The organism is Coleofasciculus sp., from assembly GCF_046565525.1.
Classification (GTDB): domain Bacteria; phylum Cyanobacteriota; class Cyanobacteriia; order Cyanobacteriales; family Coleofasciculaceae; genus Coleofasciculus.
This window is the reverse complement of the sequence record NZ_JBKHUP010000023.1, coordinates 1-16,545: the sequence shown is the minus strand read 5'-3', so window position 1 is coordinate 16,545 and position 16,545 is coordinate 1. Positions and strand designations below refer to the sequence as shown.

Sequence of the window (16,545 nt, the reverse complement as noted above, 5' to 3'; positions counted from 1 at the left end):
TGGAAGTGATGGCTAGAGTCTTAATCGGCTTTGGGTTATGGCTTGTATCTTTGGGGTGAGGCGATCGCATTTAAAAAAACCTAGGACGTCTGAGGACACGCCAAGGGTAAAATCGCAATCAGCCACTGTGGGTTTAAATTATTTATACTGACGGTAGAGCTATAGTACTCAGGTTAACCAGCGTGCCAGCTAAAGATATCTATCACGATAGTGTTAAAAATGCTTTGATTAAGGATCAATGGACAATTACCCATGATTCTCTTACCTTGAAAGTGGGTAAAAAGGATATGTTTGTAGACTTGGGGGCTGAGAAATTCCTGGCGGCTCAGAAGCAAGACCGAAAGATAGCGGTGGAAATTAAAAGCTTTATTGGTGCTTCGGAAATTGAAGATTTAAGGAATGCTTTAGGACAATACATTTTGTATGAAAATGCTCTGGAGTTGGTTGAGCCAGATAGAATTCTTTATTTAGCGATTCGTGAACTAATTTTTTATGATTTATTTGAGGAAGTTATCGGCAGGTATTTATTAGAGAAGCGATTGCTTAAAATTGTAGTTTTTGACCCGGACAGCGAAGTAATTGTAAAATGGATAGATTAGAGACTTACCGCCAGATTATTCGGACTGTGTTGAAGCGATATGTCAATATTGACTATGCCAATGTTGAGGTGGAGAATCAAGCAGTTTTTGACTCAGAAACAGACCAATACATTATTGTTTCTTATGGTTGGGGGAATAAGAGGCGTATTCATGGTTGTCTGATTCACGTCAATATTATTGAGGGGAAGGTTTGGGTGCAACGGGATGGCACAGAAGATGGTATTGCGAATGAATTAGTAGAAGCAGGTATTCCGAAAGAAGAGATTGTGTTAGGATTTCACGAGCCGGGAGTGAGAAAGTATACGGGTTTTGCTGTGGCGTAGATGGTTGAATTGTAGTCGAGAAGGTTTTGGGTTGAAAAGAGAGCGCTCGCCCTGGCGATGACTTCAAATGTGCGCCCTTTTATCACACCAATGAGGTAGCGATCGCGTGGAAGTAATGGCTAGAATCTTAATCTGACTTGGGTTAAAGGTTGTATGCTTGAGGTGAGGCGATCGCATTTAGGGAAAAGAGCGATCGTACTCCCTTACTCTTCAACCTAATCAACAGGCGATCGCCTACAATGCCAGAATAGTTAATCGGAGAACTTGGAGAAGCCCAGCATGGAATCAGCAAAAATAGTAGACATGACGATTGATGATATCAAAGCCTTGATTACGGAAGTGGTGGAGGAAAGGTTGCACAACTGGTGGCAACAATCAAGGAATACGCGCTCTATTGAAGAGGTTTTAGCGGCGATGGATCGTTTGAGATGGACACCACCTCCCGGATCTCCCAGCACGACTAAATTATTGCGAGAGGATCGAGTCCGCTAGTGGCAATCTATGTAGTGGATGCTAGTGTAGTGATTCAGTACGCCATTACCCAAACTTATACGCCAGAAGCACGAGTCTTAGTCACTTGGATGTATCAAGGGGATCAGTTGTGTATCCCAGAATTTTGTTTGCTGGAGTGTGTTAATAATTGGTTTGAGTTATCAATTAGCTTTGTATGACTCGCTGTATATTGCATTGGCACTGAATCTAAATTGTCCTCTGGTGACAGTGGATGAACGCCAAGGAAACGGTGCGATTGCTAGTGGTGTCATCCTTAAAGCTATAATTATTCTATTTATCCTGCTTGTCTCAATATTTACGACGCACTAGAGATGATTGAAAAATAATATCTTGATGAACCATTAGAAACATTTGAACATTATCTAGTGTTTCCGTTCGGAATCCGGTCATTTTCTTTGTTATCCTGGAATTAGTCCTAACTTTTAAGTAATTACCTTTTCGATTTTCAGGAGATTGACATAACAAGAGCATTCCATTGTTAATTTCATAAATACAATGAATACTCTCAATCATTGCTTCCTCGTATGCTGGTATTGTTTCGATAACTTCAAACCTGAACATAATTTTAGGATTGAAAGCGGCATAATCATAGTTATCATATTGATTCATTTGGTATTCGAGTAAGTCCTTTATTTGTTGACTGCTTTTAAATTTTTCTACCTCAGTACAGATTTTACCAAAATTTGCCTGCATAGCTTGGTTTCGATTGCAAGGAGCGAAACATAATCCCAATACTTTTTCCTGACTATGATTTATTCTTCTATAGCCAAAAGTGTACAATGCTATTAATTCTCTACCCAATACCCTAGGCCGCTTTTCTGATGAGTCCCATATAGTTTCATCTTTTAACCAATTCTCATAAGACCCAGGTGTATGTAAGTAAAAAGTGATGAAATTATGCGCTCCTCCAATAACCCAAGCATCATTAAATAAAGGCCACCAGTTTTCTTCAGAAAGTACTCCACCAAGATTTATATCTGCATGCTCGGCATTCTTCGCTTTTTTTTTGGTTGTCTACTGTAGCCAGGTAGGGTTTGTATGCTGATATGCCAAAACTTGATAAAATATATTGCCGTTGTCTTATGGTTTCCGGCCCTATTATCAGGCTGCCTAAGCTATTTCTACTACCTATTTCATAAAAGAACCAAGCATATTCAATGTTGACATTTATTTCATCATCTTCTTTGATTTGAAAATTTGTTGATAGCTTTGGTATCTTCTCTACTGTTCTGTAAATAGCCCTAATTTTTTTGTCGTAATTCTTTGGTTTCGTTTTAACTATATTTTGCCAATTAGTGCGGATATTCGCTGCAAACGATTCTTTATCCCACATATTCTAACCCTCCATTCATTTGACGTAAAATAGAGTTTTACAGTACTGAAATTAAATACTGAAGAGGCGCTACATAAACTTGGGATAGATTTAGCCTCGCTCTTTAAGAAAGAACCTCAGATTTTTCTTACCCCTAGAATTCACCACCACGAACGATTAGGCATGGCTACAATATAATTATGACCGACATTTTGATCGTGCCAATATGAATACAGAATTCTAACTTGGTCAAGCTTATTCGCGCATTGTAAACAGCAGGGCTTGGAGACACCAATCGTGTCATTATATAATCGCCATGCTCTACTGAAAAAATAATTTACAATCTGAACCTCAGCATGGCAACTACGATCTCGATATCCATAGCGGTTAGGAATGAAACGGATTCTTCCTCCAATGCCTTGATTGCGTAGCTCATGCTCCACGCGCTGCATGGTACTACCAACATCCTCGACATCATCATTCCACAAATCATTAGCTGCTATGAAAAGCTCACCATTATAACGAGCAACCGCCACTGTTCTCTGTGAGATAAAATGCTGCTCTCTATGAGTTCCTGCATATTGCCCAGAATGTGCTGCTGCTAGGGCAAATCTCGCAATTTTGTCTAGCTCATTTAGACCACCTGCATTCACTGCTGTATACACTACATTAGTGGGGCTGAGGCTTGCATCCCCAGGTACATTTGCCTGGTGATATGCGTAGTTTCCTTGTGGCATTATCTTTCTTTCTCCTCTGACTTGATCTCTTCCTTACGCTCCTGCGAATGCTGTTTCTTGCGCCATCTCTAAAACATCACTATCATCATCGCTGTTTTCATCCACCTGTTTCGTTATTTCTGAAAGTATTGCCTGAGCTGCACTAGCAGCATCAATACATCCGTAACCATAGTAAGGCGAGTGCCCTTGAGGATCAAAAGATGCTCCATCGCCTATCCGTCGAGCCGTTTTTTGAATCAAGTCTTTTACTTGCTGACTCGTCAAATCAGGTTTGATAGAAAAAAGTAAGGCGCAAATACCTGCAACCAGTGGACATGCACTTGATGTTCCACCAAAACCACTCCTATCAAAACCATTGGTGTATCCTTGACCTTGGCTGTATCCAGCACCTCGCTTGTTACCAGATTGGTCAATGTAGGTTCCCCTAACATCGGAGGTTGTAATCCTCCATCCCCCGGCACCACTAGAGGGGGCGCAAACCGATATTTCTGAACCGTAGTTGGAATAGTCTGCTTTTTGATCTCGACTCGTGGATGCAGCCACCGCAATCACATCTGGATGAATCGCAAAACCATTCACACTTCCTGATGCCGGATCGTTGATATGACGATTGTCGTTCCCGGCTGCGAAGCAGATAACACAACCCAAGCCATTTCGCCCTTCCCTAGCACATCGAGCAATTGCTCGTAATATGCGGGTTGATAAGGGAAAGTTACGCGCTTTTGCTCCCCAACTACAACTAACAACCCACGCGCCTTGTTTTTGAACGTAGTTAAACCATGCTTCAACCTGACTATCTGAGAGAGAACCTCCCCAACGAATCGGCATTAGCCGACAATTCGGAGCTGCACCTAGAATCTCGCTCATAGAGCTTCCTACGGCTACTCCAGCACATGCTGTTCCGTGCCAGTCTTGGTTCTGATAATTGGGTATAGGCTCTTCGTTCTCCCGTGTAAAATCCCAAGGCTTCACTAACTTATTTCTATCAGAAAAAGCTGGATGGCTGAGGTCAAAGCCATCATCAATGACAGCAACAATAACCTCTGATGAACCCAAGGTTTGGGATTGTTTCCAAGCTTCAACGACTCGCGCATCAGCACCCTGCAAAAATCCCATAGATGTGTTGCCATGTCTACCTAAATTTTGCAAGTGCCACTGGTCGGTAAACCGTTTTACAGATGGAATGATAAAGTCATGTAAGTTAGGAGCAGTAATTAACTCTGGCTCAGCCACTTCTATTAAAGGGGATTGCTGTAAAGCTGCCGCGACTTTAATCGGGTTCTCCGATCCAGGAGTCAACCGAACAATAAACTCATGCTCATCTCGCGCCTCAATAAACTCTAACTTTTGCTCTTCAAAAAGCTGTTGGCAGTCTTCAAGTTGAGCGTTGTTAGCGCAAATTACATATAATTCCCCACTGGGGATAAAAGCGACTTTATCATCAGAAGAATAGAAAACGTGGGTGCCAACATCAACGGCGTTGTTTTGTCGTAAAGCATCTAGCTGATCGTCTACTCTTTCAGGAACATCCTCTGATTTAACAAGAATGTATCCTCCAAGAGCTGTTGGTTCGACTCCGCCAGTAGCAACCGTGGAGTTGATCGCCGACAAAGCCTCTTGCATATGCCCTGGTTGTGGCTTGATGGCAATCAAATCCTCGCTTTTTTTAAGCTCTAATACTTGATTACCATAATTTAGGCGTACTTCTTCCATCATTTTACCTCTTTAAATTTAGAATTCACATGACTGAGATGTACTCATGAATAGTTCCTTTTTGCCTCATCTATCCGTTCTTGCGCCTGCTTCAGCCCCAAATCAAGTTTCTCTAAAGCGGCGATACTCTCAGAGGATTTTTCTCGATCAACGGTTAGCTTTAAGCCACAAGCCGGACAATGGATGGGACTACCAGACAAAAGTAATTCAATATACATAGGGATACGAAAGTTGCATTCTGGACAAGGTAAGCCAGGAGCGCTTTGGGTTTGAGTATTCATAGGGATGTTTCTCTCTTCTTATCTACAAGGGCAAAACTACAGGAGTCAAAATCTACTATTCTTGCTTATCTTGTATATCTTGCCCTGACGATACCTGAATCATCTGAGGCATTAAGTTATGCAACTGTAACAAACCAGATGGCATATCTGAGCGTTCAACTGTGAGGTTTACTTTCATATTTCTCCGTTGATAACGATGGCGTACCTTTTCTCTAGGGGCTATCCCCATTTTTGTCATGAGAGTTACAGGCTGAGGTTCCAAGGGGATTGGCGTTGGGTTACCTTGATCATCGGATTTGAGGATTTCACCCGGACGGATCTCAGAAATCTCAGCATAGAACTCAAAATTAGCCTGCTTGATTTGAAGCATGGGAATTGGTATTAAAGATAAGAGGGGAATCTGGATTGTATTTATTTTTTGTACACCTTTATCATCTCTACTAGAATAGAGAAAGGTAATCATTCGGAGATTACCAAAATTGAATCCCAATTCTTTGATCGACTGCTCGGCTGATGGCGTAGAAGCATTCGCTGGTAGTTGAGATTTTTCTTGACCACTGGATACGGGTTGAAAGCCTATTTCTTTGATAAATTCGGTTGTCGCTATAGCGGCTTGGCGTTCTGCTTCTATAAGCGCTGCTAAAGGAGCGCCTAAAAGATATCGAAATTCTAGTAAGTCTTGTTCTTTGCCTTCGTCACTCATTTTTCCAATTAATTTCCAAAGTTTGTTTAGATAGAGTATAGATTAACACTCGGTTAAAAAATAGAATTTTATATGGATAGTTAAAAGACTATGATTCTATGTTTAACCGTATCACATTAGCATCATTCACTATAGGGGAAACTATCATTATTCTTTTCCGTTTTAATTTTGATAGAAGAAATCGCCGATTCAGGAATTTCTGCTAGTTTTTCATTGGTGACATAAACGCTTACAGTATAGTCGTCGTCAGATTCAGCAATAGCTTCAATTTTACTGAGTATATTCGATAGCAAATTCTCAATTTCTAATTCAATACTTTTTCTTATTTCTTGAATAATTGTAGTTTGTCTTTTTTTTCTTCTTTGATTTTTACCTGTTTTTTCGTTTAAAAAACAACCGAGTAAAGTTTCAATATATTGATCCAGTTCAGTATAGTTAAATATGTTTTTATCTAAAATAGAATAAATGCCTGTTAACACAATTTGCTTACTCGACTCGCTGTTGACATCTCTCAACACTGGCTCCTGCGTCTTTAAATAATCAATTAGTTCAGTTTTAATTATATCTTTAAAATCAGCAGAAAAAAGTTTTTGTTCTAAGGCTTGTCTAGCCAAACTCATTTGAGCAATTCCTTTTAGCTGGACAATAATTTCATTTAAGTCTTTAACTTCTTTATCGACCTGCTCAACTATACCTGAAAAATTTTCAGGTTGTGCTTTAAAGGAATGAATCAAGTCAGCATGAAGATTAGTAATAGAATCCGTATAATGAAGCTTTTGGCTTAAATCTTGACTCAAGAATTCAGGTTTATTTAAGCCTTCTAGTTTAGAAATCGTATTTAAAATACTTTTAGTCAAGGTTATAACTATTTCTTCGCTATAGGATTCAACTATATCTTGAATAATTTTATTATTATCATCATCTTTATCTAATGAAACATCTGCTATGGCAAATTTTAGTTCAATTTCAACCTCAGACAGATGAATATCTGGAATTGATAATAGTGACAACATATCATTTTCTTTATAAGATTCAGCCATTTTACCAGAGTGAGCATCTGCTATGATTTTTGCTTTGGTAATGTCTCTAAATATTGCACTAATTACTTGTTGTAGTTTTATCACTTTGGTATCTAATTAAGATACAGATAATTAAACTAAGTAGTCGGACATAAATAAACGGTAATCTGTCAAGACCGCAAAAAAATGCCACTTTTGATGCAAAACAATTTGAGCAACAAAATTTCCCATAGTGCCACAAACTTCTGTCCGACTACTTAACATCAAGCAAAATACACTGAGGTTATTTATTTATTTTAATTAACCATCTCAGTGTAAGTTTTTGGAGAAAGGATTAAGGAGTCTGAGTACCTTTCTGTTGTGTTTTATCAATAATACTCTCACTAAGTATGCCCAAGACCGTCTGTAATCCTTTTGGCATATCTGTATTCGTTGCATGAACATTAACATCCATCGTGTATTCAACAGAATATGATGAAGTCTGCGCTGCTTTTGATTCCCGCTTGCTAGAAACACCTGCGGAGAAGTTAGCTTTAACTGCCCAATAATTAATATTTGTACTTGCTTGAGCGTTTGCATCTAGCTTATTAGTGTCTGTTTTTGTTGCTTCACTTTTTGCATTTATTTTTGCTGTAAATCCAATTGTCATACTATCAATACTCAGATAAGGTATAGGCACAATTGTCAATAGAGGAACAACTAAAGTTGCATCTTGTGCCTCACCCTGATCATTCGTTTTTTTGTAATTAAATTCGATTGTTCTTGTTTTGTTTTTCTTATCGGCACCCTCTCCCTCTGAATCAAAACCAATAGCCTGAATAAACTCAACAGTTTCTCGTGCAGCTAAACCTTGCGCTTTGACAGCAGCAGCAAGGGGAGCACCAATAATATTTTCAAAAGGAATTTCACCTAGGAGTTGCGTTGCCTTTGTTTGTATTTTGTCGTCGAGTTTGGGAAAACCATTATTATCATCAAAGCGCGAAATTTCATTCCTTGACTTCTCAATTTGTGACTCTGCCATCGCCTGAATATCTTCCCCCTGTTGAAATACCTTTTGTGCCGCTTGTTTTTGAAGTGCCTCTTGCGATGCACTTTCTGAGGGATTGTTAGGAGCATTTGGGGTAAGTTCGTTAGCCATGTTAGTTCCTCCTGAAAGTGTTGAGTTTATTACCTGATTCAGTAACGGTCAATAGGAATCAATAACTAAGAAGCATAAGCTGATACCTTTACCCTGTCGTTACAGTAAAGTTCTGGACTTCCAGAAAAAGTCAGTTCAGCTAAAGTCAGGTCAACTCCCCCAAACCCCCTGAACTTGCCCGCCCATACCTCCCATTGAAAAAAATCTATTCTTCAGATAAAAATCAGAAATCCTGTAAAAACAAAATTTCCCCAAAAAGTTCAGGTCAGTTCAGGTATAATCAGCTCACAAGTGTGGGAATGTGGGTGGTAAACATGAATAGTGATCAAGCCCTAGAAGTCGTCAACGCAACGATTCGTGCCTTCACAGGCAGAGGACTCAGTGAAGTCGAGACCGCCATCCTCCTGGGTTCACTGCAAAACCAAACCTACGAACAGATAGCCGAATCCTCTGGCTATGCCATCAGCTACCTCAAGCGCGATGTGGGTCCCAAACTCTGGAAACGTCTCGGACAAGCCTGGGGAGAACCTGTCAGTAAAATCAACTTTCAAGCCGCACTCAAGCGGCAAATCGCTACTTCAACCAGTCCCCCCTTACCCACAACCTCCCCACCCCCGCTATCCCTCAACCCGCCCCGCGCCGACTGGGATGACGCCATGGATGTCACCCAATTCTATGGACGCACCACAGAACTTGCCACCCTGCGACAATGGTTAACCCAAGACCGTTGCCGTCTGGTGACAGTATTAGGTATGGGGGGAATCGGCAAAACCGCTTTAGCCATCAAACTGGCACAACAGGTTCAGTTTAAATTTGATTGCATCATCTGGCGCAGTCTGCGAAACGCCCCACCCTTAAACTCCCTACTGCAAGAACTGATACAATTTCTCTCCTGTCAACAAGACACCCAGGGTGAAATCCGGCAACTCCTGCCTTACTTACGCACCTCACGCGGCTTAATCATCCTGGATAATCTAGAGACAATTTTACAGCCCGGTTCCCCTGGAGAGTATCGCATCGGCTATGAAGGATATGGAGAACTATTTCGCGTCATTGGACAAACCGCCCACACCAGTTGCTTAATCCTCACCAGCCGAGAAAAACCCCCAGAAATTGCTGCCCTGGAAGGGGTAAAATTACCAGTACGCACCTATCGACTCTCTGGCTTACAGTCAGAAGCCCAGGAATTATTAACCGCCAAAGGACTTTTCGGCACAGACACCGACAAGGAACAACTCATCCAACACTATAACGGTAATCCTCTGGCATTGAACATCGTTGCCACCTCAATTCAAGACCTATTTGAAAGCAAAATTGACAACTTTTTACAACATAATACCCTAATTTTCAACGGCATCCGCCGCCTCCTCAACCAACAGTTTGAACGCCTCTCCCCCTTAGAAACAACCATCATGTACTGGTTGGCGATTAACCGGGAATGGACATCAATTACTGAATTAGCTGCCGATATCCTCCCCCCGGTTTCCAAAGCAGAACTCTGGGAAGCCCTAGAAACCTTAAATGGACGCTCACTCGTCGAGAAACAAGCTGAGACTTACACCCAGCAACCCGTAGTCATGGAGTATGTTACTGACTGCTTAATTAATCGCATCAGCCAAGAACTCCTGACCAAAACCCTGTCTCTGTTTCTCACCCACGCCCTAATCAAAACCACGGTTAAAGACGATATCCGAGACAGTCAAATCCGGCTCATCATAAACCCCATCGCCAACCGATTCCAGACCCGCTTCCGGTCAACCTTAGCCCAACAACAGCACATCCAGGACATTCTGGAAGTCCTGCGACGGTCAACGCTGGGCTTATCGGGTTATGGTGGGGGGAACCTACTTAACCTCTGCGTCAATCTGCCCCTGGACTTAACCGACTATGACGTTTCTCCTTTAACCCTTCGCCATGCTGACCTGCAAACCACCCCCTTACCGGGCGTAAATTTCAGCTATTGCCATCTGGATAAATCCGTCTTTGCCCAAACCCTCGGCGGTGTTATCTCAGCCGCGTTCAGTCCCGATGGTCAACAGTTAGCCACAGGCGATAATACTCCAGACGTGCGTCTGTGGCGGGTGAGCGATGGTCAACCCTGGTTAACGCTTCAGGGACATAGTAATCTAGTCTGGTCAGTGGCATGGAGTCCCGATGGACAAACCCTCGCCACTAGCAGTAGTGACAAAACCATCAAACTCTGGGATACGCGCACCGGTCGATGTCTAAAAACCCTCCAAGGACACCAGGATTGGGTCTTATCCGTCGCATGGCATCCCGATGGACAAATTCTCGCGTCTAGCAGTAATGACCAAACCGTGAAACTCTGGGATATCCACACCGGTGAATGCCTGAATACCTTGCAGGGACATACTCACATCGTCTGCTCAGTCGCCTGGAGTCCCCAGGGACACCATCTCGCCTCGGGTAGTGCTGACCAAACTATCAAACTCTGGGATACCCACAGCGGTACCTGTCTGAACACCCTCCTAGGACACCAGGATTGGATTTGGTCTGTCGCCTGGAATCCCGATGGATATACCCTCGCCTCTAGCAGTTCCGACCAAACCATCAAGCTCTGGGATACTCGCAACGGTGAATGTCGGAACACCCTCCAGGGACACCGGGATTGGATTTGGTCAATCGCATGGCATCCCGATGGGCGCCTACTCGCCTCCGGGTCTCATGACCAAACCGTCAAACTATGGGATACTCACACAGGGAAATGTCTGAAAACGCTCCAGGGACAAAGGAATTGGATTTGGTCAGTCACCTGGAGTCCCGATAAACAGACCCTCGCCTCCGGTAGCGCTGACCAAACTGTGAAACTGTGGGATACCCGCACGGGTCAATGCCGGAAAACCTGGCAAGGATACCTTGATTCAGCCTTATCCGTCGCTTGGAGTCAGGATGGGCAAACCCTTGCCAGTAGCAGTAACGACAAAACCGTGAAGCTGTGGGATAGGACGACGGGTGAGTGTCTGAAAACCCTCCAGGGACACAGTAATTGGGTTTGGTCAGTCGTCTGGAGTCCCAATAAACCGATTCTGGCGTCCGGTAGCGCCGACCAAACCATCAAGCTGTGGGACGCGGACAGGGGTGAATGTCTCAAAACCTTGGTGGGGCATTCCCATGTCGTCTCATCTGTGGCGTGGAGTCCTGATGGACGCATCTTGGCGTCGGGGAGTTATGACCAAACCATAAAACTGTGGGATACGGACAGGGGGAATTGCCTGAAAACCTTACGGGGGCATAGCAATATCATCTGGTCAGTCGCCTGGAGTCCCGATGGACGCACCCTGGCATCTTGTAGTTCTGACCAAACGATAAAACTATGGGATATTCATACGGGAGAATGCCTGAAAACCTTGTCTGGGCATCACCATATCATCTGGTCAGTGGCATGGAGTCCCGACGGACGCACCCTAGCATCTGGCAGTTCTGACCAAACGATAAAACTATGGGATATCCATAGGGGTGAATGCCTGAAAACCTTGTCTGGACATACCAATTCCATTTCCTCAGTCGCATGGAATCGGCAGGGATGCCTCCTAGCTACAGGGTCTCATGACCAAACCATAAAACTATGGGATACCCACACCGGTGAATGCCTTAACACCTTACGGGGACACAGCAATTGGGTTGGGTTCGTCGCCTGGAGTGCCGATGGTCAAACCTTGGCGAGTGGCAGTTCCGATGAAACGATTAAGGTTTGGGATGTGAATACAGGAGAGTGTCAGAAAACCCTCAAATCTCAACCCCCTTATCAAGGAATGAATATTACTCAGATTACAGGTTTAACAGATGCCCAGAAAGCCACACTCAAGCGGCTAGGGGCTGTGGAGGGGTAGGAAGCAGAGGGAGCAGGGGAAGCAATGTACCCATTTCCAACTTACAGCACTTTTCACGTTTATGGAATACAAAGTATCCGCTTGCCTTTCAGCTCAATCATGTTCTGTAGTCTACTAATACCAAATCTGCCTTTATTACCCCCTTTTGCCACGGCGATTGAAATCGCTGCTACACGAACAAAGTCCGCCTGCGCGGACTGGTTTATAACGGGGGTAGCTAACCCGGATTTGGTAGAACTTGAAAACCGCTGTCAATGCATGAAAGCTTATTGTTATATGATGTCCGGCAAATCACCCATAATAAAAACTTCTCCCCATTTCCCCCTCACCCCATCTCTCCCTCACCCTAATTATGGGTATTCAACCGGACATGATATGATAGGGTCGTTTCAGTCCTTAAATCTGTCCCAACTTCAAATAATCCTAACCTTTAGGGTGATAGGTCTATCAACTATTCTGCACCATCCAAACCAAAAATCCCAAAATTTGCTCAACTGGTGGCAGTGGATAATCTGTCAAGTCGATTACAACAGACTGCCCTTCTAGTTTGAGAAACCGCCACACTGTACCACTTGTCACGGTTCCGTAAATCGTCGAAATCTGCTGCTGCTTCTGTTGATTAAAGCGTTGAGCTGCCACCATCTCTGCTAAACATTGCCCCAGGGCAGGTTTCAGGTCTTCTTTCTTCGCTTCCACCAAAACTATCACCGGGGCTTTAATAAATAATTGTTCGGGAGAGCGACTAATTAAAAAATCAACATAGCCCGTCAAATCAACATCTGGCTGCACGGGGAACTCTTCCCCAGAAAAAACGCTAATCTGCCCCTTCAGTTGCCGTTTTACTTCTAATAATACTGGATTAATAATTCCTTCAGAACGCGCTTTTTCACTACTCACCGCGATTGCCCAAGGAATTGTTTCTTTTAGCGTATCTTGAAGTAATGGGCTTGGCTGAACTGGAGGAAGTTCTGGTAGGAAGCGCTCTCCTTCAATGATTGTGAGTTGAAAATTTTCTACAACTTTACTCAGAGTAAATTTATTGTAGGGCATAATAATTATTCTAAATGTTAAAGAACTTATTTTCTAGAATTGGGGTCTGAATAGTGGGAGAATATAAAAAATATATTCCGCTTCCCTCTCTTTATAGGAGAGGGCTAGGGAGAGGTCGAGGAAGGGTTTGGGGAGAGGTCAGATCCTTCAGTTAGTTAACCAACAGTATCATACTGTTCCTATTCTGGTACGGTTGATCACGGCTTGGGTGTCGCCATCACTTGAAGTGCTGCCAAGATAAATTGATAAAAAAACAATGATGAAACACCTTGTAGGTAAAATCACATTAGTCACAGGGGCAACGCGGGGTCTAGGTAAGGGAATTGCGATCGCGCTTGGTGAAGCTGGGGCGACGGTCTATATCACAGGGCGCACCCTGGAGCCTTCGACCTCTGACAATGGTGTCGGGAGTCTCCAGGAGACCCAATCAGCCGTTGAGGAAGCAGGTGGCGTATGCATTCCCATCCAAGTGGATCACAGTGATGATGAGCAAGTGCGTTTGCTGTTTGAGCGTATCCAGGATGAACAGGGACAACTTGACCTACTGGTTAATAATGCTTACGCTGGCGTACAAGCCTTAACAGAGGCGGCGGGAAAGCCCTTCTGGGAGAGTGAACCGAGTTTATGGGATGCTTGCAATAATGTTGGGCTGCGTAGCCACTATGTTGCCAGTATTTTCGCCGCCCGGATGATGACCCCACATCAGCAAGGACTTATCTGTACTATCTCGTCTTGGGGTAGTTTATCCTATATTTTTAGCCCACCCTACGGTGCAGGTAAATCAGCGTGCGATCGCATAGCCGCAGATATGGCGATTGAACTCAAACCCCATAACATTGCATCCCTCTCAATTTGGCCCGGAATTGTGGGTACGGAAAACTTTTCCCAATTTGCCGCCAATATGGATGAAAGTGCGGCGGCTGACCCGAAAAAGTCAGCCATAAAAGAGGGGTACAACTGGGAAACGCCTTTACTCACCGGACGGGTTATTGCTGCGCTCACCGCAGATTCCACAGTGATGGGACGAATCGGTCGGGTGCAGATTGTGGCGGAATTGGCTAAACACTACGGACTGGTAGACAAAAACGGTGAGTCTCCTGTATCTTTACGGTCTCTGCGTTTCCTGCTTCCCCTGGTTTTTCCCGGCCTGAGAACGTACCCCGGGCTGATACCTAATATTAATGTGCCTTGGTCACTGCTACTGCTACAATCACTAAGTTCACCTAAAATATGATAGTCCCGGCTTATCAGACTGGATTAGTAATGAGTTCTCCAAGAAATTAAAACGTGGTGAAAGTTAGTCGTTCTTTTCCCATGCCATCCGTCTGGTTTATTCCTAAAACAATATCATGGTCAGATGAAACCGGAATATCTGGTCTTTAATCCTACATTCCGCAGATATTTAAACAGAATTCATCGCGATAAAATTGAATAAATAAAAGCCCAAAATGCTTTTTCAGTAATCGGCTCAGGCGTTTTTAAGGTAAAATAATTCAATCAAAGACTAAGATAAAAAAACATGAAAGAGAGCCAGGACACGCTAAAAATCTGAAAAATTAAACCCTTAAATATCTTTTCAAGAAACAGTAATTGTTTTGGGGATTCTTGGAAGTTTTTTTGAGCAGCCTAAATTTAGGAGTATCTACTCTCCTTACTAAGATTTATTCATTATCAAAAAATGCCCAAATTGCTACGAAAAAAGTGTAACTAGACCAGCGCGAAGCGCTATATCCCTCTTCTGTCATTCTCCGAGTTTAATTAATAGGAAATAAGTAAACTATCCGGAAAGATAAAAAGGTTGAAATTGATTAATAGCATCAATTAACTTGTTAAATCCCAGTAATAAAGAGGAATTCGGAAAAATATCTAACCAAGGCAAAATTGTCCACAGAAACACAACAATTGTTAGTCTTATCGATTTTGTCGGAGTGAAATTTTTATGCCTTCCTAATGCTCTCAGTCAGGATCTGCGGAATGTAGGATAGTGACAACTCCCATCACTGACTCGGAGTACCGAGTACAGTGTGGGCTTCCAAGACAATCCGGCTACTGCTTAGGAGGCTCTTGGCTTTAAGAACGGGTTGCCCCACCGCTCTATTTTTGATGTTGATAGCTGTGCCTACGGTTACTTCCCTTTTTGCGTCGTGACACGCGCTTTTGGATTACCCGTAAGCGTTTCTGAGCTCTCCTGTAGTGCTGAGGAATAGAAACCGTTTCACCCTCCGAAGTTGTTAGAAATTCCTTCAAGCCAACATCAATTCCAGTAATTTTGTCTGGGTTTAAATCTGGCTTAATTTCTGGAACTGTCTTGTCTTCCAGTGAAAGGGTGAGGTAATACCCATCAGCTTTCTTAGTGACAGAAGCCGTTTTGATTTTGAACCCGTCAGGGATAGGGCGATGCCAAACAACCTTAACTTTTCCGAACATTGGCAAGTTAATCAGGTTGCCCTGTAAGCACCCCTCCTTCATCTGAGGGTAAGTGAAAGTGCGGTAACGGTTACGAGCCTTGAACCGTGGCTTACCGCTATGCTTGCCGTTACTGTCACCTTTGAGGAAACGGTCGAATGTTACCTTAACGCGCTTAACTACATCCTGAAGGACTTGAGAGTAAATCTCCGAGTACCAAGGATGTGTTTTCTTGAGTTGAGGTATGACAAACAAGAGGGCAAGCATTGACAGGAGAACGGTTTTGTTCGTACCAGTTAAACCTAGCCGCCAACAAATAGTTGTACTGACTGCACAGCATTGCCAGCCACCTATCAATATTGGTGGCTGGCTGATGAGTTGGGCGTAGTCGGTACTGGTAAGCTGTTCTCATGGCAAAATTATACCAATGACGACATGACAAAGACAACAATTCGCCCAACTGATAGCGAGTACGAACATTTGGTGAAATACTGTAAAACGAAAGGACGAACTCAGAATGACTTGCTCCCTTGAACTTATTAGGAGATTGTCAATCAAAAGGGTATTGAACCCCCTTGATTGACCGCCTATCCATCCCGACACCTCTTCGGTGTACCGCTATGGTGCGGGGCTTCCGGCGAAGCAAGCTAAACCCATTGAGTTGCCAAAACTGGTTCAGGCGTTGCAGAAGGTATTGGATAGTAATCATATAATGTCCGGCAAATCACCCATAATATAAATCAGTGCGCTTTTTGTATTCCCACAGCATAAAACCCTCTTTCCAGTACGAAAAGAGGGCTTTATTAATAAAATGAGAAGTCTAGCATCGAGCTATTTTCCCAGGGGGCTACCCCCAAAGTATCTTCGCCGCAGCAACGTTTCACAGCCGAGTTCGGGATG

15 protein-coding genes, 1 rRNA gene and 1 pseudogene are annotated in these 16,545 nt (G+C 43.3%); 6 read left to right on the top strand and 11 right to left on the bottom strand.

The genetic code is table 11. The features are described 5' to 3' along the window. The first annotated feature begins 182 nt into the window (after window positions 1-182). The 4 genes from ACLGGO_RS10545 (at window position 183) to ACLGGO_RS10530 (ending at window position 1,593) form a co-directional block, all read left to right on the top strand. Window positions 183-599, top strand: coding sequence for a XisH family protein (locus ACLGGO_RS10545; RefSeq protein WP_446354865.1), 417 nt, complete (start codon window positions 183-185; stop codon window positions 597-599). After that, on the top strand, window positions 587-922 hold the full coding sequence (locus tag ACLGGO_RS10540) for an element excision factor XisI family protein (RefSeq protein ID WP_446419271.1): 336 nt from the start codon (window positions 587-589) through the stop codon (window positions 920-922). The genes ACLGGO_RS10545 and ACLGGO_RS10540 overlap by 13 nt, the downstream gene beginning before the upstream one ends. A 279-nt stretch (window positions 923-1,201) precedes the next feature. Continuing rightward, the gene (locus tag ACLGGO_RS10535; RefSeq protein ID WP_446419270.1) at window positions 1,202-1,414 is read left to right on the top strand and encodes a hypothetical protein; all 213 of its coding nucleotides are present in this window, start codon (window positions 1,202-1,204) and stop codon (window positions 1,412-1,414) included. Next, entirely contained in the window at window positions 1,414-1,593 is a 180-nt protein-coding gene (locus ACLGGO_RS10530; RefSeq protein WP_446419269.1) for a hypothetical protein, read from the top strand. Before ACLGGO_RS10535 ends, ACLGGO_RS10530 begins: the two co-directional genes overlap by 1 nt. A gap of 130 nt (window positions 1,594-1,723) precedes the next feature. Here ACLGGO_RS10530 and ACLGGO_RS10525 read toward each other — a convergent pair whose 3' ends face one another. From ACLGGO_RS10525 to ACLGGO_RS10490, 8 genes are all read right to left on the bottom strand, one after another. Next, window positions 1,724-2,236 carry a hypothetical protein gene (locus tag ACLGGO_RS10525; RefSeq protein ID WP_446419268.1) on the bottom strand — a complete coding sequence of 171 codons (513 nt, stop codon included), beginning with the start codon at window positions 2,234-2,236 and terminating at the stop codon, window positions 1,724-1,726. 148 nt (window positions 2,237-2,384) lie between these two features. After that, window positions 2,385-2,768 (bottom strand): hypothetical protein, encoded by a 384-nt coding sequence (locus ACLGGO_RS10520; RefSeq protein WP_446419267.1) that lies wholly within the window; start codon window positions 2,766-2,768, stop codon window positions 2,385-2,387. Window positions 2,769-2,908: 140 nt separating this feature from the next. Further along, window positions 2,909-3,484, bottom strand: coding sequence for a hypothetical protein (locus tag ACLGGO_RS10515; RefSeq protein WP_446419266.1), 576 nt, complete (start codon window positions 3,482-3,484; stop codon window positions 2,909-2,911). A gap of 33 nt (window positions 3,485-3,517) precedes the next feature. After that, on the bottom strand, window positions 3,518-5,200 hold the full coding sequence (locus ACLGGO_RS10510; RefSeq protein ID WP_446419265.1) for a S8 family serine peptidase: 1,683 nt from the start codon (window positions 5,198-5,200) through the stop codon (window positions 3,518-3,520). Window positions 5,201-5,241: 41 nt separating this feature from the next. Further along, window positions 5,242-5,478 carry a hypothetical protein gene (locus tag ACLGGO_RS10505; protein ID WP_446419264.1) on the bottom strand — a complete coding sequence of 79 codons (237 nt, stop codon included), beginning with the start codon at window positions 5,476-5,478 and terminating at the stop codon, window positions 5,242-5,244. 55 nt (window positions 5,479-5,533) lie between these two features. Then, on the bottom strand, window positions 5,534-6,181 hold the full coding sequence (locus ACLGGO_RS10500) for a DUF2589 domain-containing protein (protein WP_446419263.1): 648 nt from the start codon (window positions 6,179-6,181) through the stop codon (window positions 5,534-5,536). Between the two features lie 122 nt (window positions 6,182-6,303). Further along, window positions 6,304-7,305, bottom strand: a complete 1,002-nt coding sequence (locus tag ACLGGO_RS10495) for a hypothetical protein (RefSeq protein WP_446419262.1) — start codon at window positions 7,303-7,305, stop codon at window positions 6,304-6,306. 229 nt (window positions 7,306-7,534) lie between these two features. Then, complete coding sequence (locus ACLGGO_RS10490) at window positions 7,535-8,338, bottom strand: DUF2589 domain-containing protein (RefSeq protein WP_446419261.1); 804 nt, start codon at window positions 8,336-8,338, stop codon at window positions 7,535-7,537. A gap of 314 nt (window positions 8,339-8,652) precedes the next feature. Between ACLGGO_RS10490 and ACLGGO_RS10485 the strand changes: the two genes are divergently transcribed. Beyond that, window positions 8,653-12,189 (top strand): WD40 domain-containing protein, encoded by a 3,537-nt coding sequence (locus ACLGGO_RS10485; protein WP_446419260.1) that lies wholly within the window; start codon window positions 8,653-8,655, stop codon window positions 12,187-12,189. Window positions 12,190-12,636: 447 nt separating this feature from the next. Here ACLGGO_RS10485 and ACLGGO_RS10480 read toward each other — a convergent pair whose 3' ends face one another. Next, window positions 12,637-13,239 carry a hypothetical protein gene (locus tag ACLGGO_RS10480; protein WP_446419259.1) on the bottom strand — a complete coding sequence of 201 codons (603 nt, stop codon included), beginning with the start codon at window positions 13,237-13,239 and terminating at the stop codon, window positions 12,637-12,639. Between the two features lie 259 nt (window positions 13,240-13,498). Here ACLGGO_RS10480 and ACLGGO_RS10475 point away from each other — a divergent pair, with 259 nt between their 5' ends. Continuing rightward, window positions 13,499-14,473, top strand: a complete 975-nt coding sequence (locus ACLGGO_RS10475) for an SDR family NAD(P)-dependent oxidoreductase (RefSeq protein ID WP_446419318.1) — start codon at window positions 13,499-13,501, stop codon at window positions 14,471-14,473. 884 nt (window positions 14,474-15,357) lie between these two features. Here ACLGGO_RS10475 and ACLGGO_RS10470 read toward each other — a convergent pair. Then, a pseudogene (locus ACLGGO_RS10470) lies at window positions 15,358-16,057 on the bottom strand (RNA-guided endonuclease InsQ/TnpB family protein); the annotation flags it as partial. A 406-nt stretch (window positions 16,058-16,463) separates the two neighbouring features. Next, a 5S ribosomal RNA gene (gene rrf, locus ACLGGO_RS10465) occupies window positions 16,464-16,545 on the bottom strand; the annotation flags it as partial.